Below are 22082 nucleotides of genomic sequence, written 5' to 3'. Positions count from 1 at the left end.
CATTTTCTTCAAAATCCGCTGCGGTCCGCTTGTTGCTGCGCTGGTGGGCGCGACTGTCGTATCGATGCGTCACGAAGAACGCTCATGCAAGGAACGAATGAAACGCAAAAGCCGGGAGACGAAGCGCCGCCCAATGCGCCCGGCGTCGGCGAAAGCCCGTGCAGGGTCTGCCATGGAAGTGGAACAGTGGAAGGCCGTCCGTGCACAGTTTGCGGTGGCACCGGTCGCATATTGCAGGTGCAGGGAATCGGCGGCGGTTGAGCCGGCGCGCGATGGCCCCCATTGCGGGGGCCTGTGCTGGATGTCCTTAGTGGTGCCGCTCGCCGGGTGCAACGTCAGGGTTCGCTAAACGATCTTCCCGGGTTTCCCAATAAGGCGCACTGTGATAGTAGTTGTGAAGTTCGCTAGCCCACGCGACATCGGCCATCGCGGGCCAGTGGTCCTTGTCGAACCCCGGTGCGTTCTTCACGGTATCTGACGGCACTGAAAGCTGGAAGCATTTGCGGTCTGTATCCAACGTCAGCGCGTTCCACGGCAACGCAAGCAGCTTGTCGCCAATGCCGAGGAAGCCGCCTACGGACATGACCGCATAGGCGATACGTCCGGTATAGACGTCCAGCATGATCTCTTTGATCTTGCCGACCTCCTTGCCGTCGGAGCACATGACTTTATCCCCTTCAAGGGTGCCGGCGGCCATCACATACGGCCCTGGGCCTGCCGCTGTTGCGCTGCCTTTGCCGATGATGCGCGCTTCACCTTTGCTGCCAAGTGGATCGGGTGAGATGCTCATGGAGTTCTCCTTTCGTTTCTAATGATGTTTGAGATGTTTGACGTGATATCGCCAACGCTTTGAGCCGACGCTTATTGCAACTGGCCGATTGCCTTCGACACCGCGGCCGGGCTGTCATAGTTCCGGTCGGGCAGGCGGTCGATCAACTCCACGATTTCCTGGTCGGCATGATGCGAGCGAGCTGTTTCGACGAGACGCTCGCGCGTCGTGGGGTAATCCACGCCGGCCAGCGCCTTTTGAACCGCAACCGGCGAAGCCTGCCCCGAGCGCTGGTGGTGCTGCGAATGGGCCGGATGCTGGGCCATGTTTGCCTCCTTTCACGCGGTTGGACACATCTTTAACCGGAGCAATGCGCGTTCCATCAGCGTTGCCCGTCGCAGCTCGTGATCGGCGCCGGCGTGAGTAGCGCGCCTGAAAAACCTGCAACGACGATGCACGATTTGCGCACTGCACAGGTACGACCATTGCTGCATTTGCTGTCGCGGCATTGCAAAGTCGCGCATCGACGGAAAATCACATGCGACAAGACCCTGTTCTCGATCAATTGGCGATCGACACCATCCGCACGCTATCGATGGATGCCGTGCAAAAAGCGAATTCGGGCCACCCCGGCACGCCAATGGCGCTCGCGCCTGTCATTTATCAATTGTGGCAACACCACCTGCGCTACGATCCGAACGATCCGTTGTGGCCCAACCGCGATCGTTTCGTCCTTTCAGTCGGGCATGCGTCGATGCTGCTCTATTCAATGCTGCATTTAGCGGGCGTGAAGGCTGTCGACGAGCACGGCGCGGTAACTGACGAGCCGGCTGTTTCGCTAGACGATATCCGTCAGTTCCGACAATTGGACAGCAAGACACCGGGCCACCCCGAATACCGACTCACGACGGGTGTCGAAGCGACGACCGGGCCGCTCGGCCAAGGGGTTGGCGACAGCGTGGGAATGGCCATCGCGCAGCGCTGGTACGCCGCGCATTTCAATCGCGACGACCTCGCATTGTTCGACTACCGGGTCTATGCGTTGTGCAGCGACGGCGACATGATGGAGGGCATTTCGCATGAAGCCGCGTCGCTTGCCGGACATCTGCATCTTTCGAATCTGACCTGGATCTACGACAGCAATCGCGTGACGATCGAAGGCCATACGGACCTGGCCTACAGCGACGACGTCGAGGCGCGGTTTCGCGGCTACGGCTGGCATACGCTGCATGTCGACGACGCAAACGATCGCGCCGCGCTCGACGCGGCATTCACCGAAGCGAAGGCGAAGCGCGACGCGCCGACGTTGATCGTCGTGAAAAGCATCATTGGATGGGGTGCTCCGAACAAGCAAGATACGGCCACCGCGCACGGCGAGGCGCTCGGCGAACAAGAGGTCGCGTTGGCAAAACGGGCCTATGGTTGGCCGGAGGAAAAGAAGTTCTATGTTCCTCCCGGCGTGCCGGAACGGTTCGCGGAGGGCGTCGCGGATCGCGGGGGCAAGGCGCGGCTTGCTTGGCGGCAACGCCGCGACGAGTACACGCGTCGCTATCCGGCGCTTGCGCGAGAACTTGAGCAGATCGAGTCGCATGCGCTGCCCGACGGGTGGGACGCCGACATTCCAGTTTTCGATTCCGACGCAAAAGGCAAAGCCACACGCGCTTCATCGGGCGAGGTGCTCAATGCAATCGCGCGACGGGTGCCGTGGCTGATTGGCGGCGCCGCCGATCTGGCGCCTTCGACGAAGACGCTGCTTGAATTCGACGGCGCAGGCAGTTTCGCGTCGGACAATCCGAGCGGTCGGAACCTGCATTTCGGCATCAGAGAGCACGCGATGGGTGCCGTTGCGAATGGGCTGGCGCTCTCGAACCTGCGGCCCTACGCGTCAACGTTTCTGATATTCAGCGACTACATGAAACCGCCGATTCGCCTTGCCGCGATCATGGAGGTGCCCGTCATCTATGTTTTCACGCACGACTCGATTGGCCTCGGCGAAGACGGGCCGACGCATCAGCCGGTGGAGCAACTGGCGTCGCTACGCGGCATTCCCGGCCTTACCGTGCTTCGCCCGGCCGACGCCAACGAAACGGCCGAGGCATGGCGTGTGGCGCTGACGCAACCGCACCGGCCCGCTGCTATCGTGCTGTCGCGTCGGCCGCTGCCGACGCTCGACCGCACGCGCTACGCGTCAGCGCAAGGGCTGCGAAGAGGTGCGTATGTGCTGGCCGATCCGCCCGATGGTCAGGCGCCTCAGGTCTTGCTGATTGCAACGGGCAGCGAAGTGGGGGTTTGTATCGAAGCTTATGAGCGGCTGACACGGGAAGGGCTAGCTGCGCGCGTGGTGTCGATGCCCTCGTGGGATATCTTCGAGCGACAGGACGATGCCTACAAGGACAGCGTGTTGCCGCCCGACGTCGACGCACGTGTTGCCGTCGAGCAAGCAGGGACGTTGGGCTGGGATCGTTACGTGGGCCGCACCGGCGCGAAAATCGTGATGCATACCTTCGGCGCGTCGGCGCCGATCCGCGATCTGCAACGCAAATTCGGCTTCACGCCGGAATGTGTCTACGACGCCGCGCAGCGTCAGATCGCACGGACGGTGGCAACGAGAGGGCTGCCAACGGGTGATTGACTGACTCGCGTGGCGCGCGCCGTGTGCATCGATTACACACGGTGGCGCCACGAGTCAACCCTTATCGACTACTGATGGTGTTGATAAGACGGCTCGTCTTGCGGCGGGGTCACATTCGAATTCGACGGGCTGGTGTTGTCGCCCGGCTGCATCGTCGACGTCCCGTTGCTGCGTGTGCCCGTACCCATGCCGGTGCTGCCCGAGTTGCCGTATCCACCGGTGTCGCGGCTATTGCGATTGCGCTGCGTCGACGGGCTGTTCAGCGACCCGCCTCCTGGCGAAGCCCCATAGCCTGGGCCGCCCACCGCGCCAGCATCGGTTCCGCCACCACCGCCCGAGCTTGAGCCTCCGCCGGCCTGGGCATAGACACCGCTCGCACATGCGATAGCGAGCGCTGAAGCGAGTAGAGTCCTGATCGTGGTTTTCATTGAGATCCCTCCATCTGAAATTTGGCCTATGCGCGTCGGATTCGCACGCATAGACAAACGTGCAAGTGCCATGCCGAGGCCACCGAAGCCGTTGCAGGAACGAGGCTTGCATTGTTTCGTCTGCTTCGCCGCGGTGCGATGGCCGCGCTAGCCGGTAAAGGAGGACTGCATGATCGACGCACTCGATCGCAAGCATTGCGTTGTGGAAATCGAACATGCGCTGTCGAAAAGTTTCCCTCATCCATCGACTTCGATTACACACGTTACCGGCTCGGACGGCATCGTCACGATCCAGGTATCGTGGGTGGCGTCAGCTTCCGGCATGAGCGTTCTCGATTCACGCTGCGCGCTCAATATCGTCTTGGAGCCCGACGCGCTCGAGCACTACGCCGCATTACACGGCGCGCAACGTCTGCATGCGCGGGAAGCCGTGCGTGCGCTCGCCGAGGATCAAACGCAAAAGCTTTTGCCTGACGAGAAAGAAGATGGCGACCTGATGGAGTGCAATCCAATAGTCGATGTGAGCGCGTCGCTGATCGATGCAGCGGCAAGAGGTCGCGCGTGACGGGGAGTAAAGGCCGAACACGCGCGCAGGACCGGGCACGCAGACGACAAAAACGCCGTATCGCGGCTGACTTGTGGCAGGCCATATGGCGCTATCGCAAGCAGACGCTCGGCGCCGCGGCATTGATGATCGTCGCGAAGCTCGCAGGGGTGTCGGTGCCGCTCGTGTTGCGTTCGATCGTGCGTGACGTCCAAAAGGGCACCGACAGCATCGGTTATTTGCTCTGCGGCGTCCAGATGGGGCGAAACGACGAAAAGAGCGGACACGTTCATGAGTCGGAGTGCCCGAGTTAAGCGAATCGACAATGACGAGGCATGAGCGCAGCAGGGAGAATGCCTGCTGCGGGTGTTAGCCGTTACCATGCTGGCCATTTGTTTCGGACTACTACTGATAAATATTCGGACTCCTAAACATGAGTATCAACCTCGACAAAACGGATCGCGCCATTCTGAGGGCGGTTCAGAACGACGGCCGCATCACGAACGCGAGCCTTGCGGAGGCGGTGGGACTCAGCGAGACGCCGTGTGCGCGCCGGCTCAAGCGCTTGGAAACCGATGGCGCGATCGAGGGCTACCGGGCGCTGCTCTCGAAATCGACACTTGGCATTGGCGTGACAGCCTTTGCGCTCGTGCGTTTCGGTGTGCATGATCGCAGGCTTGCCGACGAATTCGAGCGTGAGATCCAGGCGTTGCCGCGCATCGTGTCGTGCCATAACGTGTCGGGCAGCGCCGACTATCTGCTGCATGTGGTGGCGCGCGATCTCGAGGACTACGGCGCGTTTGTGCGTGACGTGCTGCGGGCATTGCCCGGCGTGACGTCGGTGGAGTCGGTGTTGTCGTTGCGGGAGGTCAAAAGCGATGCGGGCCTGCCGCTCTTGTGAAGCAGCAGACCCGCGAGTTCAAGCAATCGAAGCGATGCCTTGCTCAGGCAGCCAATGCGTGGCGAATCGCCGCAGCCAGATCGCCGGCCTGGAACTTCGCCACGTAGCCAGTCGCGCCCGCATTTTTGACATGCGCTTCGTTGGCCGTGCCGGTCAGCGAAGAGTGGATGATGACGGGAATGTCGCGCGTGCGTTCATCGGCTTTGATTTGGCGCGTCAGCATGAAGCCGTCCATCTCCGGCATTTCGAGATCCGTCAGCACCAGTGCAATCTTGTCGCGCGTGGGCACGCCTTCGTCCTGCGCTTCGCGCGCAATCCGATCAAGCACGTCCCACGCTTCCTGCCCCGTCTTCGCGACGATATATTCGGCGCCCAGCGCGGCAAGGCTTTGCTCGATCAGCTTGCGAGCGAAACCCGAATCATCGGCGGCCAGAATCTTCGCGCCTTGCTTGATGATGGCAGCGTCGCCCACCTCGGCGGGGTTGACGCTCGGATGCTGCGTGGGGAACACATCGCGCAACACTTGTTCTACGTCGACGACCTGGGCGAGTCGGGAGTCCCCCGTGTTGCCGTCGATGCGCGCAATACTCGTGACCGAGCTACCGCCGGCCGGGCCGTCGGCGGATAGCACTTGATTCCATTCGAGGCGAACGATGTCGTCCACCTCTTCGACCGCGAATGCCTGCGTCGAGCGCGCGAATTCGGTGACGAGCAAGATGTTGAGTCCGCGCGTTGGGTGGCACCCCATCAGGCGTGGCAGATCGATGACCGGAATGATCTGTCCACGGATGTCGACCGCACCGAGCATGTGCTCGGACGCGCCGGCGATCGGCGTGATGGCCGGCATGGTCATGATTTCGCGGACTTTGAAAACGTTGATCCCGTAGAGCTCGTGTGAGTCGTCGCCATCGTTTGCGGCCGAGCCTAGCCGAAACAGCAAGAGCTCGAACTTGTTCGAACTGGTCAGATTGGTACGTTCGTCGATCGAATGATGATCTGCGGCCATGAAGAAATCCTCTTGGGTTGCGCGCTGCAACGTCTCGATTGCGCCCTATGTGTCCACGGCGGGCGCGGGCCTGCGCGCTGGGGGCTATACCGCTTGATAACGGCGCCCGGCGGCGAAAGTTGATAGAACCTCGCGTTTTTACCAACGCGTAACCGTTAAATTGTCCGGACAATCTGACGATATATAGCGCGACGGCCTCGAAAACGCTGACGTTGGCGCGAGCCGTCGCCTTCCTTCCGTTCGACCTACGACGAGCCGATTTTCCTGATGAGCGACGCCAACGCGCGCGGCCTGCCGCATATCGAAAGTGCCTTTCAGCCCATTTTGTCTCTGGCTCATGGGCTGCCGGTCGGCTATGAAGCCCTGCTTCGGGCGACCGATGGGGGCATGCCGTGCTCACCCGAGCAAGCTTTCGGCGTTGCACGCGCGCGGGACTGCTATGGCGAATACGAGCGCGCTTGCGCGCGCCGTCATGTGCAGCGCTTTCAGCAATTGGTGGGGGACGAGAGCGTTCTTTTTCTTAACGTCCATCCTGACGTGCTGGTCGATCCCCACCATGGTGCAGGCATCGTTGCGGACCTTCTGAGCAGCGATATCGAGCGGTCCCGCGTAGTGCTCGAAATTCTCGAAGCGCGCCAGGAGACGACGGCCGTGTTGGCCGATGCGGTGGCTGCATTGCGGCAGCATGGGTTTCTCGTCGCGCTAGACGATTTCGGGGCGGGATTCACGAACCTCGGCCGCGTCTGGGACCTTCGGCCTGACGTGGTCAAACTCGATCGCGAGTTGATCTGCAAGGCAGCGTCGAGCTACCGCAACGCGCGCAGCCTGCTGCGGCTCGTCGACTTGCTGCATGACATCGGGACGTTCATCGTCGTCGAAGGCATCGAGACCGAAGAGCAGGCGTTGCTATGCCTCGATTGCGATGCCGACTTCGTGCAGGGCTACTATTTTGCGAAGCCCTCGTACGAGATCGGACCGATGCACGTCTCGCAGGATGCCGTGCGCACGCTCGGTCGCCGGTTGAATAGCGTGCACAAACTGCGGCAAGTGGCGGATCTCGAAGAACTGGCGCCGTATCGGTGCGCATTCCGTCAGCTGCAGCAGGCTTTCAGTGCCGGGCGTGGCCTTTGCGATAGCGCCGCGCATTTCCTGCATCTCGAATGGGCGATGCGTGTTTATCTGCTCGACGGTGACGGCATGCAGGTAGGTGAAAGCGTCGAATCGGAACGTCATGCCGAATGGCGTCGCAGCACGTTCGCGCTGCTGACGCAGCGCTGCGGTGCAAATTGGTCGAAGCGGCCTTACTTTCGCAATGCGCTGTCTCGTCCGGGGCAGACCATCGTGAGCGAGCCGTATATGTCGTCGAGTGCGCGCACGCATTGCGTCACGCTGTCGGTTAATTTGTCGTGCGATGGCGGCAACTACGTTCTATGCGCGGATGTGTTGTTCGAAGGGCTGAGTCAGACGCTTTGACGTTTTGAGGTCTCGACTCAGCGCCTTTGAGAATCGTTTGGACAACTAACGATAATCGTTGGTAGAACTAACGAATTCGGAACCACGGTCGCGATCGAAGCCGCATAGCGGCTTCGCACAGTCGAACTTACGTTCGCATCGAAGTCATTGAAGTTTGGATCTAAGTGAGATAGTCACTGAGATTCCAATCACCGGGCTTCCCGGGCTCACCGGAATCAACGAGGAAACACATGAGCGACGCGCGACGCTTGAATGCCGTTTCGGACGGTCGTCTTGCTCCATATTCCGCTGTCGGCGAAGAACCCGAAGTTGCTAAGCCGCACATGCCAAGTGCGACGCCGTCCGCATCGAATCTGGCGCTCGAGGCGCTCTCCCGCGCACCTCTGCACCGCAACGAGGGTGCTGCTGACGTGACTGCGGCCAATGCTCGGTTTCGAACCACCGGCGTAGACGACGAGGAACTCACGACGCTCGCGGCTAGGTTTCAAAATGTGCGAAAGGCATCGTTGCGCGATCTCCTGGCCGACGGGTTTTCGCCCGAAGATATCGCGCGTATTGCTGACAGTGAGGGAGGTGCCGAGGCGCTCGTCGAGCTCCATGAACGCAAGTACCTTGGCGCGCTGACGGTTGTCGGCTTTTCCCATGATCAGATCGTCCATATCGCGGCGTCCGGCAACGGCGATCGGACGATACATCACGCGTTGCAATTGTATGCGGCGTTCGCTCAGATCGATCAAGACGCGAAGGTCAGTACCAAGCGGAGGGCTAAGAGAAACGCTCAAGAAAACACTGCGTTCGGACATGAGCGTACGGTGACGGCCATTAGCAATGCGGTGGGCACCAAGGCATTAGACCGGATGGTTCAGGTGATGGAGAGCGGGGATCGCGGGCGGCTGAGCATAATGGGGTGGGTGTGTTGGAACGACGAACACATGGCGAACCTGGATGCGATCCTTGAGCTTGAGGCAGCGACACGCGGCGATGTATTCTCGTTTTGGTCGGAAATGCTAGCTCGGAGAGGCTTGTGAAATGTGAATGGGTTATGCAGCACGCGGTTTGATCGGCGCGAAATTGAGTTTCGCCGGCAGTCAGGAACAGCGCGGCGCGCATAGCTACTGGCAGTTCAATCGTTGATTATCGGTTTATCAATCTGAAGATCAGATTTCATGCTTCAGTGGCGCTTCGCAAGATAAAGACGTGCCTGCTCTTGCTGATCGGCAGCCAGCTCCGACGCATAGGCGAACTTCCCGGCGACGAGCGTTGCTACCGGCGCACCGTCGCGGAACAAAATGCGATTGCCGGTGAGCGTGGGCACTTTATCGCCGGGCAGCACCGTGCCGATCAGATTGAGAGGGTCCGCACCGCTGATGCAGATCATCAGCCCATCGTGTGGCCGTTTGCGCACTTCGCGCAGCAACGGTATAGCCTCCGGCAACGCGAACTGCTCTCCCGACAACCCATTGACGAACCTGCCGCCGCGAACGTGCCCGCGTCCTTCTAGCCGCTGCAGCGTGCGCAGCATTTCGCGCCAACGCGGCAACCACGTGGCGTCGCGATCGAGCAGTTGCCAGCAAACCACGCCATAGCGCCGCAGCAGCGTCAGCGCAACGTGTTCGAGCACCTCACCGGGCGTGCTGTGCGAGCGTGACGTAGGGCCCTCGGCATCCGCCTGTGCCTGCACGCGTCGCACGAGTGCCCATCGGCCCGCGTCATCCATACCGCCGATGAACGCACCGTGCCGCATCGCCCGCATGCCGCGGCGCGACCCATGGCGTGACGCACGCTGGCGAGCAGCAGCCGGTTGCAACAGCGCGCGCAGTCCCGCGAAGCTATCCGAATTAACGAGGCCCGTCGCAACAAGCTCGCCGAGCGCGGCTTCAAGCTCGATCGGCAGCGCACATGTTTCATGAAGCAACTCGTCGAAAAACATCGCGCCATGCTGTACCAACGCATCGAACACCGCGCATGCGCGAGCACCGAGCGTGTCCGCAGCAACAGCCGGTCCGGCCAACGCATACCAAAGCGCGAGATCGCGACGTGCCAGCAGCACGACCGGCGTCGAACGCACAGGTGTACCGCCGGCACGCGCAGCATCGACTAGCCGTGCCCAGACCACCTTGCCTGAACGGCAAAGGGTATCGAGCGACGTGCCCGTATAGTCGCGAATCCGCGCGGGCAGGATCTCTTCTTCCCATGCGGCGGCCGGTGCTTCGAAGCCCTCCAGCTGCGCGACCGTCGCCGCGAGCGCATCTTGTCCCATGCCGCGCGCATCGGGCGCCACGCGTTGCCATTCGAATAGAAAGCGCATGAAGTCCGCCCGCTCGACAGGTTCAATTTCACGCCGCAAGCGCCTGATCGTGTAGCGATGAATGCGCGCAAGCAAGTGACGTTCGCACCATTGCTCTTCGGTCGCACCGGGTGAAAAGCGGCCGCGCATTGCATAGCCTTGCGACTCCAACGTTACAAGCGCGGCAGCCACGGCCGACGCAGGCAACGCAAGCGGACGAGCGATCTGCGCGATGCTCGACGGTGCGAACCCCGTCAAGCGAGCCCTGATGACTTCGACGATCGCATCGTCACGCGCGCAGGTTTCGTCGAATCCAGCAGGTGCGGTGAGCCGTGGCTCGTAGCCCGCATCGGGGTACGCTGCGCGAAACCATGTCAGCCGTTCTATAGGCAGCCACAAAGCGTCGTGCTCCGCGACCTGCATCCGTGTCGCTCGCCCCGAACGCGCCAATGCCCCGAGCCATTCGGGCCAGCCCGCGTTGGCCTGCGCTTCATGTTCGGTGACACAAGCAAGCGCCATCAGTGCCTCATGCATTTCATCGGGCTGGCGTGCTTGTGGCCACGCCTCATCACGCACACTCGCAATCGCATCGACATCGAGCGCCCCGAGTTCGGCCGCCGCATCGGGCTCGCCCCAGCGACGCGAAAGCACAGCTTGCGTGCGCCGTTCCTCGATCGGCGCATCATCGAGAAAAGCATAGGGGCGTGCATTGAGAATTTCGGCAGCAAGCGGCGAGGGCGTCGGCAAATCACGCGTAACCAGTGTCACTTCGCCGCGCTCGATCTTGCGCAACAACGCGAGCCAGCCGTCGCAATCCATCGCTTCGTGAAGGCAGTCGTCGATCGTTTGCTCGACGAGCGGGTGCGCCGGCAATTCACGCTCGCCGACAATATTCTCGAGGCACGCCACTTGGTCCGGAAAGACACTGGCCAGCAGGTCTTCGCTCTTCATGCGCTGCAACTGCGGCGCTGTTTTGCGTCCACCGGTAAAGCGCGGCAACGCGAGCGATGTAGTCGCATTCCAGCGCCAACGCACATTGAAAAGCGGTGCATCGAGAAGCGCTTGGATCAGCACGTGCTCCGCGCTGTTCGAATGCAAATAACGCCACACTTCGTCGAGTGGGAAGCTATGACTGCCCGTTAGCGAGAGCACGATGGCGTCTTCGGTTGCGGCCGCTTGCAACTCGAAATTGAACGTGCGGCAAAACCGTTTGCGCAGTGCCAGGCCCCAAGCGCGATTGATGCGGCTGCCGAACGGTGCGTGAATGACGAGCTGCGCGCCACCCGATTCGTCGAAAAAACGCTCCATCACCAGCGTTTGTTGTGTGGGCAACCTCGTCAGTGCGGCTCGCGCACGAGCGAGATACTCGACGATTTGCCGCGCGGCGCTCTCGCCCAATTGAAGCTCGCGCATCAACGCATCAACTACATGGTCGATCGAAGATTCGTTAGGACTGCTTAGCATCAGCAATTGCTCGACGCGTGCTCGCAAGCGAGACACGGCGGCAGAAAGCTCGTCGCTGCGGCCAGGGGCTTCGCCCAACCAGAACGGAATATTCGGCGCTTGCCCTGCCGCATCGACGACGCGCACGCGTCCCGCTTCGACACGCACAATCCGATAGGCGCTGTTGCCGAGTTGGAAGACATCGCCCGCAAGACTCTCGACCGCGAAATCTTCGTTGACGGTGCCGATGTTGATGCCTTGTGGTTCGAGCAGCACAGCGTAGTCGGCATTGTCGGGGATCGTCCCGCCCGAGGTCGCGGCCGTGAGCTTGCTGCCGCGCCGCCCGCGCATCGTGCCGCTGACGATGTCGCGATGCACATAGGCGCCGCGCGGTCCATGGCGGCTTGTGTAGCCGTCCGCGAGCATGCGCAGTACGGCGTCGTAGCGCTCGCGCGGGAGCTCGGCATACGGTGCGGCATGACGGTAACACGCGAAGAGCGCATCTTCGCTCCACTCCTCGCATGCAAGCTCGGCGACGATCTGTTGCGCGAGCACGTCAAGCGGCGCTTGCGGAATGATCAGCGCATCGAGCTCGCCGCGCCGCGTGCAGTCGATCAATGCGGCACATTCGATCAGATCGTCGCGCGACGTCGGAAAGAGGCGCCCCTTCGGCATGCCGCCGACGCTGTGTCCGGAGCGCCCAACGCGCTGCAGAAATGGCGCGATGGCGCGCGGCGAGCCGAGTTGACAGACGAGTTCGACGTCGCCGATGTCGATACCCAGCTCAAGCGATGCGGTGGCAATCAACACGCGCAGCGCGCCGCGCTTCAAGCGCTGTTCCGCGTCGAGCCGATGCTCCTTCGCCATACTGCCGTGGTGTGCGGCCACGGCGTCCTTGCCGAGTCGCTCCGTCAGGTGCCGCGCGGCGCGCTCGGCCATGCGCCGAGTGTTCACGAAGATGAGCGTCGTGGCATGCATGGCAGCTAATTCGGCAAGCCGATCGTACACACGCTCCCATACTTCGTTTGCCATCACCGCTTCGAGCGGAACCGGCGGCAGTTCGAGCGCGAGATCGCGCGCGCGGTGATGACCAACGTCGACGATGGCGCAGTGCGCATGCTCGCCCACGCCGACGAGAAAACGGGCAACGGCGTCGATCGGTTTTTGCGTTGCGGACAACCCGATGCGCGGCAGGCGCCGCTTGCAAAGCGCATCGAGCCGCTCGAGTGAAAGCGCGAGATGACTGCCGCGTTTAGTGCCGGCAATCGCGTGGATTTCATCGACGATGACGGTACGCGTCGTGGCCAGCATGCGCCGGCCCGAGTCGGACGACAGCAGCACATAAAGCGACTCGGGTGTCGTCACGAGGATGTGCGGCGGGCGCTTTTTCAACGCATTGCGTTCTTGCTGCGTAGTGTCGCCGGTGCGCACGGCGGTGCGGATGCCTACGGGCGCGAGACCGCGTCGCGCGAGTTCGTCGGCGATGCCTGCAAGCGGCCGCTCCAGATTAGCGTGGATATCGTTCGAAAGCGCTTTGAGCGGCGAGATATAAACGACGAGCGTTTCGTCGGGCAGCGCGCCCTCGTGCGCGAGACCTTCGCGCACGAGTTCGTCGAGCGCCCAGAGAAACGCGGTAAGCGTTTTGCCCGAGCCGGTAGGCGCCGCTACCAGCGTCGAGCGATGGCGGCGGATGTGCGGCCAGGCGCGACACTGCGCGTCGGTGGGCGCCGTGAAAGCGGACTCGAACCAGGCCGCCACAGCGGGATGAAAATCGGCGAGCGCCTCATGGGTGCAAGAGGTGTTCATGGCTTGCTTCAACATGGGGGCGATCCATTGTATTTCAAACCCCCGAATTACTCAGGAGTCCTCACCAACGTTTGCTGGTTGTCCGAACATATCGCGGCAGGCCGTATAGGTCGACAAATAAACGAGCGGCACGAGCACAAGGAGACCGACCCCGAGCGTCAGCAGCGCCGCGCCGGCCAAGCCCGCAACGAAGAGGCCATACACGAGTGCGGCCCAAGGGCTGCGCCAGATCGCATCGAGACTGGCCTTGAGCGCATCGACCGGCGTGGCGCCTTCGAGCACCACGAGCGCTGGTGCGAGCCAAAGCGCCATCGCCGCGCCGATGGCCGCTATCGCGTAGACCAGGGCGGCGAGCCAGGGGGTGCTCGGGCTCGCCGCACCCGGCGCTGCGCTGACGAGTGCATTGAACGCAGCCGACATGCGGCTGCCGGCGAAGTCGCAGACGAGCGCGGCGAGCAGTGCCACGAGGCTCAGCACAAGAAGCGGCCGAATGTGTCGACGGATGCCGTCGAACGCATCGCGTATGCGCACGGTGCCGAGCGCCTGGCAGCTTTGCGCGGCCGCGATCATGCCGGCGGCCCACAGCACCGTGAACACCGGCGTCAGATCGCTCGCAAACGGAATTGCGCCGAGCGCGAGGGTGACGGCAAGATCGATTGCGCCGAGCGCGACCCACACCGCGGGCCGCATTCGGAATAACGCCCAGCCATCGATGATCCATTTCGAACCGTGGTCCGCGGAGACGGTGCGCATGAGCATGGGAAGGAGACTCCAAAAAAGTATGAAGCGAGCAAAAACGCGGCAGCCTGGATTATCCGCTGAATGCGCGCGCAAGTTGGCGCTGAGAGACGCATCCTGCGCGCGCCGGACCGCCGCGTCTGTACACACCTACGGAATTGCGCTGTTTCGGAAACCATTTCCACGTGATATAAGCGCGAGCAGGTCAGTCGTTAAGCGTTAATAACAAAAGAAGGAGGCGGTATGAATTCAGTGAGCCGAATTAAATTGGCTGCGACCGGATGGAGCATCGCTGCGCTGGCGGCGGCTTCTTTCGGTTTTGTCGAAAGTGCACCCGCCGTTGCGAAGACGACCACGGGCAAACCGGTATTGACTGCATCGGCGGTGGCCGTGGCCGATGAATACAGTGCCGACGCCGCCGAGCAGATCTTCAAGGAAGGGGGCAATGCCGTCGATGCCGCGGTTGCAATTGCGTTTACCCTGGCCGTCACCTATCCCGAGGCGGGCAACATCGGCGGTGGCGGCTTCATGACGCTTTATGTCGACGGCAAGCCGTACTTTCTCGACTATCGCGAGCGCGCGCCGCTTGCCGCAACGAAGGGTATGTATCTCGACAAAGACGGCAACGTCATCAAAGGGATGAGCCTCGTCGGTCCGCGCGCCGTCGGTGTGCCGGGGACGGTTGCCGGGATGTGGGACGCGCAAAAGCGTTTCGGCCGACTGAAATGGAAGCAGGTGCTGGCGCCGGCGATTCACTATGCGCGCGATGGCTTCGAAGTCAGCGATCAATTACAGCAGCGCCGCGACGCAGCAGCGAAGGACTTCGGCGACACGACGAACTTCGGCAAATACTTCGGCGGCCTCAATGTCGGCGCGACGTTCAAGCAACCGGAGTTGGCAGCGACGCTTATGCGCATCGCCGACAAAGGGGCGAAGGGCTTTTACGACGGCAAGACGGCCGAGCTGATCGCCGCATCGATGAAGGCCGATGGCGGCCTGATTACGAAGCAAGATTTGCTGCAATACAAAGCCGTATGGCGTCAACCCGTGCAAGCCGACTGGAACGGCTTTCGCGTGATTACCGCACCGCCGCCGAGTTCGGGCGGCGTGGGCCTCGTGCAGCTCTTGAAGATGAAAGCCGATCTCAAGGACAAGTTCGAAGGGGTGCCGCTTGATTCCGCGAAGTACATCCATCTCGTGGCCGAAATCGAAAAACGTGTGTTCGCCGATCGTGCGCAGTACCTGGGCGATCCGGATTTCTTCAAAGTGCCTGTTGCGCAGTTGATCGACGACAGCTACATCGCCAAACGCGCGGCCGAGGTCAACCCCGATAAACCATCGGATACGAAGAGCGTGCAGCCGGGGCTCGGCACGTCGATGCCCGAGAAGGCCGAGACGACGCATTTCTCGGTGATCGACAAATGGGGCAATGCCGTGTCGAACACCTATACGATCAACGGATATTTCGGCTCCGGTGTGATTGCTCAAGGCACAGGCGTTTTGCTGAACGATGAAATGGACGATTTCTCGGCGAAACCGGGCGTAGCGAACATGTTCGGCGTGGTCGGCAGCGATGCGAATGCGATCGAGCCGCGCAAGCGTCCGCTGTCGTCGATGTCGCCGACCATTCTGACGAAGGATGGCAAGGTTGCACTGGTGATCGGTACGCCGGGCGGCTCGCGCATCTTTACGTCGATCTTCCAGGTCATCAGTAATATTTATGACTTCAAGATGCCTTTGAAGGATGCGGTGAGCGCGATGCGCTTCCATCATCAATTGCTGCCTCCGAACACCATCTATTGGGAGCCGTATAAGCCCATTGACGGCGAGTTGGCAAAGCAATTGGAGGACATGGGCTATGCGCTGCAAAAGCAAGGCTTCAATGGCGATATTCAGGCAATCGAAATCAACGGTGATACACCGGAGCCCGCGGCGGACCCGCGCGGCCGTGGTGTAACGCGGATCGTGCAGTAAAGAAAACGGGCGAAGTGCATACAATGCGCTTCGCCCGTATGCTTTTCGTAAGAAATCCGCGCCAATCCGCGGCAATTCTCTTTCCGAGCGTGCCTCAGCGCACCTATTCCCCACGTTTCCCGGCCCCCGCTAGCCTCCGCTTCTGTGCCGCCCACTAAACTGGGAACGACGTTTGCTGCCCACCACTCGCACGCACGGCAGTCAATAAACGACGCACGAACCACCGATGACTATTCATATCGGCATCTCCGGCTGGCGTTACGCGGGCTGGCGCGGTGTCTTTTATCCGGTCGGGCTGCGGCAGGCGGGCGAACTCGCCTTCGCCTCGCGAGCCGTGGATACCATCGAGATCAATGGGTCGCACTACTCGCTGCAGACCATCGACAGCTATCACAATTGGCACGACGCGGCGCCCGAGGGTTTCGTATTCAGCGTCAAGGGGCCGCGCTATTTGACGCACATGCTGCGTTTTCGCGACGAGTCGGCGCGAGCTGCGATCGCCAATTTTTTCGCCTCGGGTGTGCTCGCGCTCGAAGCGAAGTTAGGCCCGTTTCTCTGGCAATTTCCGCCGAACTTCAGCTTCGATGCGACGCGCCTCGAACGTTTTTTTGCATTGCTGCCTCGGACCGTCGACGAGGCCGTCGCACTGGCTAAACAGCACGACGCGCGCGTGAAAGTGCCGTGGTGCCGCCCACGTCATTCAGGCCGTTTGCGCCATGCCGTCGAAATCAGACACGCCAGTTTCCGCACGCCTGAATTCCCCGAGATTCTGCGTCGACATGGCGTCGCGCTCGTGATGTCCGACGCCGTCGCCGAATGGCCTTACGCCGAAGATGTGACCGCCGATTTCGTCTACCTGCGCCTGCACGGCACCGAGACGCTCTATAGCGGCGCCTATTCGGACGCCGCGCTCGACCATTGGGCACATCGGATCGCGACATGGGCGCGTGGTGGCGAGCCGCGCGACGCCGAGCGGATTTCGCGCGTTTCGGCGCCTCGCACGAAGCGCGACGTATTTTGTTATTTTGACAATGATCAGAAAGTCCAAGCACCTTTCGATGCCAAGCGCCTCAAGCAGTTGATCGAGTCAGAGGGCGTCGCCGTGCGCAAAAACGAAAAGCCAATCCGGCGAGTCCCGTCCACGCGCGAAGCCACCGGAGGCAAGGAGCAATACCGATGAGCAGCGATTTATCCGCCATGCGGCGCGAACTACGGCGAAGCTTCGAAGCTGTTCGTCAGTACAGCCTGGCGCTTTCGGCACCGCTATCGGCCGAGGACCAGCAGGTTCAGTCGATGTCGGATGCGAGCCCGACGAAGTGGCATCTCGCGCACACCACCTGGTTTTTCGAAACGGTGCTGCTCGCGAGGCACGACCCTGGCTACACGCTCTTCGACGAGCGCTACCTGTACCTCTTCAATTCGTATTACGAGGCACTGGGCCCGCGTCACGAGCGTGCGCGGCGCGGCATGCTCACGCGGCCCTCGCTCGAGGACGTCCACGCGTATCGCCGCTATGTTGACGAAGCTGTCCTCGCGCTGCTGGTACGCGCCGACGATGCGTCATTGCCGGTGATCGAGCCGATCGTCACGCTCGGGCTTCATCACGAGCAACAACATCAGGAGCTGATTCTGACGGACATCCTTCATGCGTTGTCATGCAACCCGTTGATGCCGGCCTACCGGGAAAACCCGAGCGGCGAACCATCGACGAACACATTGCGTTCCGGGCCTATCGAATGGCTGCGTCAGCCGGGCGGCATTGTCGCTATTGGCCACGAGGGGCCGGGATTTTCTTTCGATAGCGAGGAGCCGAGGCACGACGTTCTGCTACGACCCTACGAGATCGCGGACCGTCTTGTCACATGTAATGACTACACTGGCTTCATTGCTGATGGCGGTTATAGACGCCCGGAACTGTGGCTGTCGGACGGCTGGGCGATGGTGCAGCGCGAACATATGACGGCGCCGGCTTATTGGCGACGCGTCGATCATGAGCGTTCGACGTCGTCCTCGGATTGGCGCGTGTTCGGTCTCGATGGCTTGCAGCCCATGCGTCCGAATGCGCCGGTCTCGCAGTTGAATTTTTACGAAGCGGCAGCGTACGCCGAATGGGCGGGCGCACGGCTTCCGACCGAGTTCGAATGGGAAGCGGCGTTCGATGCGCCGGGCATCACTCAAATGACAGGCCATGTATGGCAGTGGACGCGCTCGTCGTACGACCCGTATCCCGGGTTCCGGCCGATGCCGGGCGTTGCATCGGAATACAACGGCAAATTCATGGTGGGGCAGCTCGTATTGCGCGGTAGCAGTATTGCCACGCCGCCCGGCCACACTCGTCGCAGCTATCGTAATTTTTTTCCGCCGGCCGCATGCTGGCAATTCTCGGGAGTGCGCCTTGTACGAGACATCTGAAGCATCGGGCCTGGCTGGCGCGGCTGCGTTCGTTAGCAGTCCTATTCAATTGCGCGATGCTACGAGCGCATTCGAGCGTGACCTCATCGCGGGCTTATCGGCGAAACGGCGCCGCATTTCGCCCAAATATCTTTACGATGCGGCGGGCTCCGCGCTCTTCGACCGCATTTGCGATTTGCCCGAATACTATCCGACTCGCACCGAGCGCAGCATCCTCGAACGCTATGCACCGGAAATCGCGCAATACGTCGGCCCACGCGCCGATATCGTCGAATTCGGCGCAGGCTCGCTCGAAAAGATTCGGCTGTTGCTCAACGCGTTTTCGTCGAGCAACGCGCCACGCCGCTTTTTCCCGATCGATATTTCCGCGGAACATCTACAGAGTGCGGCACGCCGGTTACACGCGGATTACCCGTGGCTAGCCGTGCATCCGGTCGCGGCGGACTATCTGAAAGAAGGCGCGCTTGGGGAACTCACGGCTGCCTCGGAGCGTCGCGTGGGCTTTTTCCCGGGCTCGACGATCGGCAATCTCGATCCCGAGGAGGCGCATGCGTTCTTGCGCCAGGCGGCTCGGCTGGTCGAGGGCGGCGGTCTCGTCATTGGCGTCGATCTCGTGAAAGATCCCGACGTGCTGCATCGCGCTTATAACGACCAGCAAGGCGTGACAGCTGCGTTCAATCTGAATTTACTTAGGCGTGCTAACCATGAGTTGGGCGCCGATTTCGATCTGCGGCAGTTCGGACACTATGCGTTTTACGAACCGGTGAAACGCCGCATCGAAATGCATCTCGTGAGCCGTTGCTCACAGGTGGTCACGGTAGGGGGCGAGACATTCGCGTTCAGCGAGGGCGATAACATCCACACCGAGAGTTCGCACAAATTCACGATCGACAGTTTTCGTGCGCTCGCCGTTTCGGCCGGGTTCGAGCCGGGGCCGGTCTGGACCGACCCGGCCCGGCTCTTCAGTCTGCATTGGCTCGCGAGCCCGGCTCGCGGCGCGCAGCATTAATATCCGCCCCAGCGGCGTTCGCGCCATTCGTGCTCGCGCCACTGATGTTCACGCCACTCGCGGCGGCGCCATTCGCGCTCGCGCCAGCCGTCGTCACGCCAGCCATCGTCGCCGCGCCAGTAGCCGACGGGAGCAACATAAGCGGGCTGGGGTGCGACATACACAGGCTGCGCGGGCGCATAGACCGCCCCAGGGAAGCCGACGCCAATGGCCAAATCGACACGCGCCGACGCTGCCGTCGAGGCGCCCAGCACGGCAAGTCCGATCAAGGCTCCGATGAGCTTCTTGTTCATTTGTTTCTCCTTACACGCGGGTGCGTTGTGGTTGCTGAGGTTGCGTTGCGGTCACGTTTGCCGGTGACGACGAACCCAGTGTAGGAGCGCTTTTAAGACACATGTGAAAGCGGTCTGCGAGATCGGTAACGCTGCATTACGCGTGTAGGGCGGCTCTACCTTGCGTGAGATCACGCAAGGCATCCCGGGCCGCGTCGACTGCGCTGGCCGGTAGTTGCAAAACGAGCCGCACGCCGGTGCCCGTGCCGTAGCCGCTCTCGACGAGGGTCACCTGCTGTTGCTCCATCCAGCGTCGCACCCGCGCTTCGTCGGCATAGCCGATCTCGACGACCAAGCGAGCCTGTGCGATCCGCTCGACGCGTTCGGCTTGCAGCAAAGCCGTGGCAATGGCATCCGTATAGGCGCGCATGAGGCCACCCGCCCCTAACTTGACGCCGCCGAAGTAGCGGACCACTGCGCCGAGCACGCCATCGAGATCGTGATGACGCAGCACTTCGAGAATGGGCCGACCGGCTGTTCCGGAAGGCTCGCCATCGTCGGACATACCGGATTGCCCGCCTGCGAGCAGTGCCCAGCAGACGTGCGTCGCTGCAGGGTGAGCCTCGCGCAGAGCGCGCAGCAGGGTCATAGCCGCTTCGCGATCGGCGACAGGAATCGCATGCGCGATAAAGCGGCTCTTGCGGATTTCGAGTTCGGCCGCGACGGGGGCGGCCAGCGTGAAAGTGGGCAAAGCGGCGACACGGTTGAACGGCAAGGCGCCAGTGTAGCGGAAGCGGGCCGCAACGCTTGGTAGTCCTAAGCATCTGCGCTCGACCAAGTTCGGGAGGACGGGTTGAGTAAACCCGTAGTTATCCCCAGATTTTGTTGGCAAACCTGTGAATAACTCGCGCAAATCGCTCGCAAGTGCTTGATGCGAAAGCGCCCGCGCTACGCGCACGCTTTGCCGGGCAGCCTTGCGCGCGAAAATCGGAACGTTCTGGTTGCGTCGGTGGCATCATATGCGCCTTGGAAAACGTGCGTTTCGCTGAACGCCCTCTACGGTTTTGTCCCCACTATGTCTGATTTGATCGTTCACGGCGGGCTTCCGCTGCGCGGCGAAATTACGCCCTCCGCCAACAAGAACGCAGTCCTTCCGATTCTCTGTGCCACCTTGCTCACCGATGCGCCATTGCGCTTGGTGGGTGTGCCCGACATCACCGACGTCAGGAAAATCCTCGATATTTTCCGCACGTTGGGCAGCGATGTGTCGATGGATTACTCGACGGGCGTGCTCGAATTGCATCACCGCGTTACCGCTTTCGATCCGGCTGCTCACCGCCTGCCCGAGGAAATGCGCTCGTCTATCATGCTCGTGCCGCCGCTCGTTGCGCGCTTTCGCGTGGCGCGGCTCGAGAACGACGTGAAGGGCTGCACACTCGGCGTGCGTGAAATCGATCCACATGTCGAAGTATTCGAGCGTTTCGGCGCGCGCATCGAGCGCACGGCCGATTCGCTGATCGTGCGCAGCGACGCCGCCATGAATGCGAACGATCACTGGCTCGATTACGCGTCGGTGACGACCACCGAAAACTTCGTGCTTTGCGCGGCCGCCGCCGCGGGTACCTCGACGCTCGTCAACGCGGCATCCGAGCCGCACGTGCAGGAGTTTTGCCGCTTCATTGCGATGCTCGGGGTGCCCATTGAAGGCATCGGTACTTCACGGCTGCGCATCGAAGGCGGACGCCCGCTGGGTGGCGGCGAATTCCGCTTTAGCGAAGACTTTCATGAGATCGCCACGTTTCTCGCACTCGGTGCGATCACCGGCGGCGATATCGCGGTGAGAAACAGCGCGCCCGAGCAGTTTCCGCTGATCGATCGAACGTTTGCGAAATTCGGTGTGGAAGTCCAGCATCGCGATGGCTGGTCGCGTGCATTGCGCGACGGCCCGCTGCGCGTGCGACGTCCTTTTACGCCGAACATTCTGACCAAGATTGAAGCGGCGCCGTGGCCTTATCTGCCAGTGGACTTGTTGCCTATCTTTATCGCGCTCGGCGTGCGTGCCGAAGGCAGTGCGATGTTTTGGAACAAGGTCTATGACGGCGCGATGGGTTGGTCAGGCGAGCTCTCGAAGTTCGGCGCGCATGTTTTTCTGTCCGATCCGCATCGGCTCATTACATTCGGGGGCATTGCGCTGAGCCCGGCCAAGGTCGAAAGCCCTTACATCATTCGCGTGGCGATTGCGCTTTTCATGGTGGCTGCCAGTATCGAAGGGCAGTCGGTCATCAAGAACGCCTTGCCGATTCGTCGAGCGCATCCTCATTTCGTCGAGAACCTGCGCTCGGTCGGCGCGAATGTCGAATGGAAGAGCACCGATTGAACGGCACCGAA

19 protein-coding genes are annotated in these 22082 nt (G+C 61.5%); 11 read left to right on the top strand and 8 right to left on the bottom strand.

Annotation, left to right across the window (positions count from 1 at the left end; all coding sequences use genetic code 11):
* Positions 1–307 precede the first annotated feature (307 nt).
* On the bottom strand, positions 308–790 hold the full coding sequence (locus ACSQ20_RS21990; RefSeq protein WP_436024185.1) for a PRC-barrel domain-containing protein: 483 nt from the start codon (positions 788–790) through the stop codon (positions 308–310).
* Positions 791–861: 71 nt separating this feature from the next.
* Entirely contained in the window at positions 862–1095 is a 234-nt protein-coding gene (locus ACSQ20_RS21985) for a DUF2795 domain-containing protein (protein ID WP_436024183.1), read from the bottom strand.
* Between the two features lie 212 nt (positions 1096–1307).
* Between ACSQ20_RS21985 and tkt the strand changes: the two genes are divergently transcribed.
* A complete protein-coding gene (tkt, locus tag ACSQ20_RS21980; protein WP_436024181.1) occupies positions 1308–3401 on the top strand; it encodes a transketolase in 2094 nt (697 codons plus the stop codon).
* 68 nt (positions 3402–3469) lie between these two features.
* Here tkt and ACSQ20_RS21975 read toward each other — a convergent pair whose 3' ends face one another.
* Positions 3470–3829, bottom strand: a complete 360-nt coding sequence (locus ACSQ20_RS21975; RefSeq protein WP_436024179.1) for a hypothetical protein — start codon at positions 3827–3829, stop codon at positions 3470–3472.
* 169 nt (positions 3830–3998) lie between these two features.
* Here ACSQ20_RS21975 and ACSQ20_RS21970 point away from each other — a divergent pair, with 169 nt between their 5' ends.
* The 3 genes from ACSQ20_RS21970 to ACSQ20_RS21960 all read left to right on the top strand — a co-directional run bounded on the left by ACSQ20_RS21970 (position 3999) and on the right by ACSQ20_RS21960 (position 5274).
* Positions 3999–4394 carry a DUF3022 domain-containing protein gene (locus ACSQ20_RS21970; RefSeq protein ID WP_436024177.1) on the top strand — a complete coding sequence of 132 codons (396 nt, stop codon included), beginning with the start codon at positions 3999–4001 and terminating at the stop codon, positions 4392–4394.
* A gap of 71 nt (positions 4395–4465) precedes the next feature.
* Complete coding sequence (locus ACSQ20_RS21965; protein WP_436024175.1) at positions 4466–4687, top strand: hypothetical protein; 222 nt, start codon at positions 4466–4468, stop codon at positions 4685–4687.
* Between the two features lie 119 nt (positions 4688–4806).
* Complete coding sequence (locus ACSQ20_RS21960) at positions 4807–5274, top strand: Lrp/AsnC family transcriptional regulator (RefSeq protein ID WP_436024173.1); 468 nt, start codon at positions 4807–4809, stop codon at positions 5272–5274.
* 43 nt (positions 5275–5317) lie between these two features.
* Here the strand turns inward: ACSQ20_RS21960 and ACSQ20_RS21955 are convergent, their stop codons facing one another.
* Positions 5318–6280, bottom strand: a complete 963-nt coding sequence (locus tag ACSQ20_RS21955; RefSeq protein ID WP_436024171.1) for a chemotaxis protein — start codon at positions 6278–6280, stop codon at positions 5318–5320.
* Between the two features lie 267 nt (positions 6281–6547).
* Between ACSQ20_RS21955 and ACSQ20_RS21950 the strand changes: the two genes are divergently transcribed.
* Positions 6548–7753 (top strand): EAL domain-containing protein, encoded by a 1206-nt coding sequence (locus ACSQ20_RS21950; protein ID WP_436024169.1) that lies wholly within the window; start codon positions 6548–6550, stop codon positions 7751–7753.
* A 230-nt stretch (positions 7754–7983) separates the two neighbouring features.
* Positions 7984–8781, top strand: a complete 798-nt coding sequence (locus tag ACSQ20_RS21945) for a hypothetical protein (RefSeq protein WP_436024167.1) — start codon at positions 7984–7986, stop codon at positions 8779–8781.
* Between the two features lie 143 nt (positions 8782–8924).
* On the opposite strand, the gene ACSQ20_RS21940 is transcribed toward ACSQ20_RS21945, so the two are convergent.
* A complete protein-coding gene (locus tag ACSQ20_RS21940) occupies positions 8925–13304 on the bottom strand; it encodes a DEAD/DEAH box helicase (RefSeq protein ID WP_436024165.1) in 4380 nt (1459 codons plus the stop codon).
* 36 nt (positions 13305–13340) lie between these two features.
* Entirely contained in the window at positions 13341–14048 is a 708-nt protein-coding gene (locus ACSQ20_RS21935; protein WP_436024163.1) for a BPSS1780 family membrane protein, read from the bottom strand.
* Positions 14049–14270: 222 nt separating this feature from the next.
* On the opposite strand from ACSQ20_RS21935, the gene ggt reads away from it, so the two are divergent.
* From ggt to egtD, 4 genes are all read left to right on the top strand, one after another.
* Positions 14271–16001, top strand: a complete 1731-nt coding sequence (ggt, locus tag ACSQ20_RS21930) for a gamma-glutamyltransferase (protein ID WP_436024161.1) — start codon at positions 14271–14273, stop codon at positions 15999–16001.
* 226 nt (positions 16002–16227) lie between these two features.
* The gene (locus tag ACSQ20_RS21925) at positions 16228–17181 is read left to right on the top strand and encodes a DUF72 domain-containing protein (RefSeq protein WP_436024159.1); all 954 of its coding nucleotides are present in this window, start codon (positions 16228–16230) and stop codon (positions 17179–17181) included.
* Positions 17178–18413 (top strand): ergothioneine biosynthesis protein EgtB, encoded by a 1236-nt coding sequence (egtB, locus tag ACSQ20_RS21920; protein WP_436024157.1) that lies wholly within the window; start codon positions 17178–17180, stop codon positions 18411–18413. Before ACSQ20_RS21925 ends, egtB begins: the two co-directional genes overlap by 4 nt.
* A complete protein-coding gene (egtD, locus tag ACSQ20_RS21915; protein ID WP_436024155.1) occupies positions 18397–19422 on the top strand; it encodes an L-histidine N(alpha)-methyltransferase in 1026 nt (341 codons plus the stop codon). The genes egtB and egtD overlap by 17 nt, the downstream gene beginning before the upstream one ends.
* On the opposite strand, the gene ACSQ20_RS21910 is transcribed toward egtD, so the two are convergent.
* Both ACSQ20_RS21910 and ACSQ20_RS21905 read right to left on the bottom strand, forming a co-directional pair.
* Positions 19419–19715 (bottom strand): hypothetical protein, encoded by a 297-nt coding sequence (locus ACSQ20_RS21910; RefSeq protein WP_436024153.1) that lies wholly within the window; start codon positions 19713–19715, stop codon positions 19419–19421. The two genes, egtD and ACSQ20_RS21910, sit on opposite strands and share 4 nt — an antisense overlap.
* A gap of 136 nt (positions 19716–19851) precedes the next feature.
* Complete coding sequence (locus tag ACSQ20_RS21905) at positions 19852–20445, bottom strand: IMPACT family protein (protein ID WP_436025811.1); 594 nt, start codon at positions 20443–20445, stop codon at positions 19852–19854.
* Positions 20446–20769: 324 nt separating this feature from the next.
* Between ACSQ20_RS21905 and ACSQ20_RS21900 the strand changes: the two genes are divergently transcribed.
* Positions 20770–22071: a UDP-N-acetylglucosamine 1-carboxyvinyltransferase gene (locus ACSQ20_RS21900; RefSeq protein ID WP_436024151.1), complete on the top strand. Its 1302-nt coding sequence runs from the start codon at positions 20770–20772 to the stop codon at positions 22069–22071.
* Positions 22072–22082: the final 11 nt, after the last annotated feature.

The sequence above is a fragment of the Trinickia sp. LjRoot230 genome, from assembly GCF_964253315.1.
In the GTDB taxonomy this organism is placed as follows: domain Bacteria; phylum Pseudomonadota; class Gammaproteobacteria; order Burkholderiales; family Burkholderiaceae; genus Trinickia.
Note: the sequence above shows the minus strand (reverse complement) of the source record. Positions and strands in the feature narration are given on the sequence as shown.

Coding starts and splice junctions, on each gene's coding strand:
- ACSQ20_RS21940 (WP_436024165.1), bottom strand. CDS start 13,304: ATGTTGAAGCAAGCCATGAACACCTCTTGCACCCATGAGGCGCTCGCC.
- ACSQ20_RS21925 (WP_436024159.1), top strand. CDS start 16,228: ATGACTATTCATATCGGCATCTCCGGCTGGCGTTACGCGGGCTGGCGC.
- ACSQ20_RS21955 (WP_436024171.1), bottom strand. CDS start 6,280: ATGGCCGCAGATCATCATTCGATCGACGAACGTACCAATCTGACCAGT.
- ACSQ20_RS21975 (WP_436024179.1), bottom strand. CDS start 3,829: ATGAAAACCACGATCAGGACTCTACTCGCTTCAGCGCTCGCTATCGCA.
- ACSQ20_RS21935 (WP_436024163.1), bottom strand. CDS start 14,048: ATGCTCATGCGCACCGTCTCCGCGGACCACGGTTCGAAATGGATCATC.
- ACSQ20_RS21960 (WP_436024173.1), top strand. CDS start 4,807: ATGAGTATCAACCTCGACAAAACGGATCGCGCCATTCTGAGGGCGGTT.
- ACSQ20_RS21990 (WP_436024185.1), bottom strand. CDS start 790: ATGAGCATCTCACCCGATCCACTTGGCAGCAAAGGTGAAGCGCGCATC.
- ACSQ20_RS21910 (WP_436024153.1), bottom strand. CDS start 19,715: ATGAACAAGAAGCTCATCGGAGCCTTGATCGGACTTGCCGTGCTGGGC.
- egtB (WP_436024157.1), top strand. CDS start 17,178: ATGAGCAGCGATTTATCCGCCATGCGGCGCGAACTACGGCGAAGCTTC.
- ACSQ20_RS21985 (WP_436024183.1), bottom strand. CDS start 1,095: ATGGCCCAGCATCCGGCCCATTCGCAGCACCACCAGCGCTCGGGGCAG.
- ACSQ20_RS21900 (WP_436024151.1), top strand. CDS start 20,770: ATGTCTGATTTGATCGTTCACGGCGGGCTTCCGCTGCGCGGCGAAATT.
- ACSQ20_RS21950 (WP_436024169.1), top strand. CDS start 6,548: ATGAGCGACGCCAACGCGCGCGGCCTGCCGCATATCGAAAGTGCCTTT.
- ACSQ20_RS21970 (WP_436024177.1), top strand. CDS start 3,999: ATGATCGACGCACTCGATCGCAAGCATTGCGTTGTGGAAATCGAACAT.
- tkt (WP_436024181.1), top strand. CDS start 1,308: ATGCGACAAGACCCTGTTCTCGATCAATTGGCGATCGACACCATCCGC.
- ggt (WP_436024161.1), top strand. CDS start 14,271: ATGAATTCAGTGAGCCGAATTAAATTGGCTGCGACCGGATGGAGCATC.
- ACSQ20_RS21945 (WP_436024167.1), top strand. CDS start 7,984: ATGAGCGACGCGCGACGCTTGAATGCCGTTTCGGACGGTCGTCTTGCT.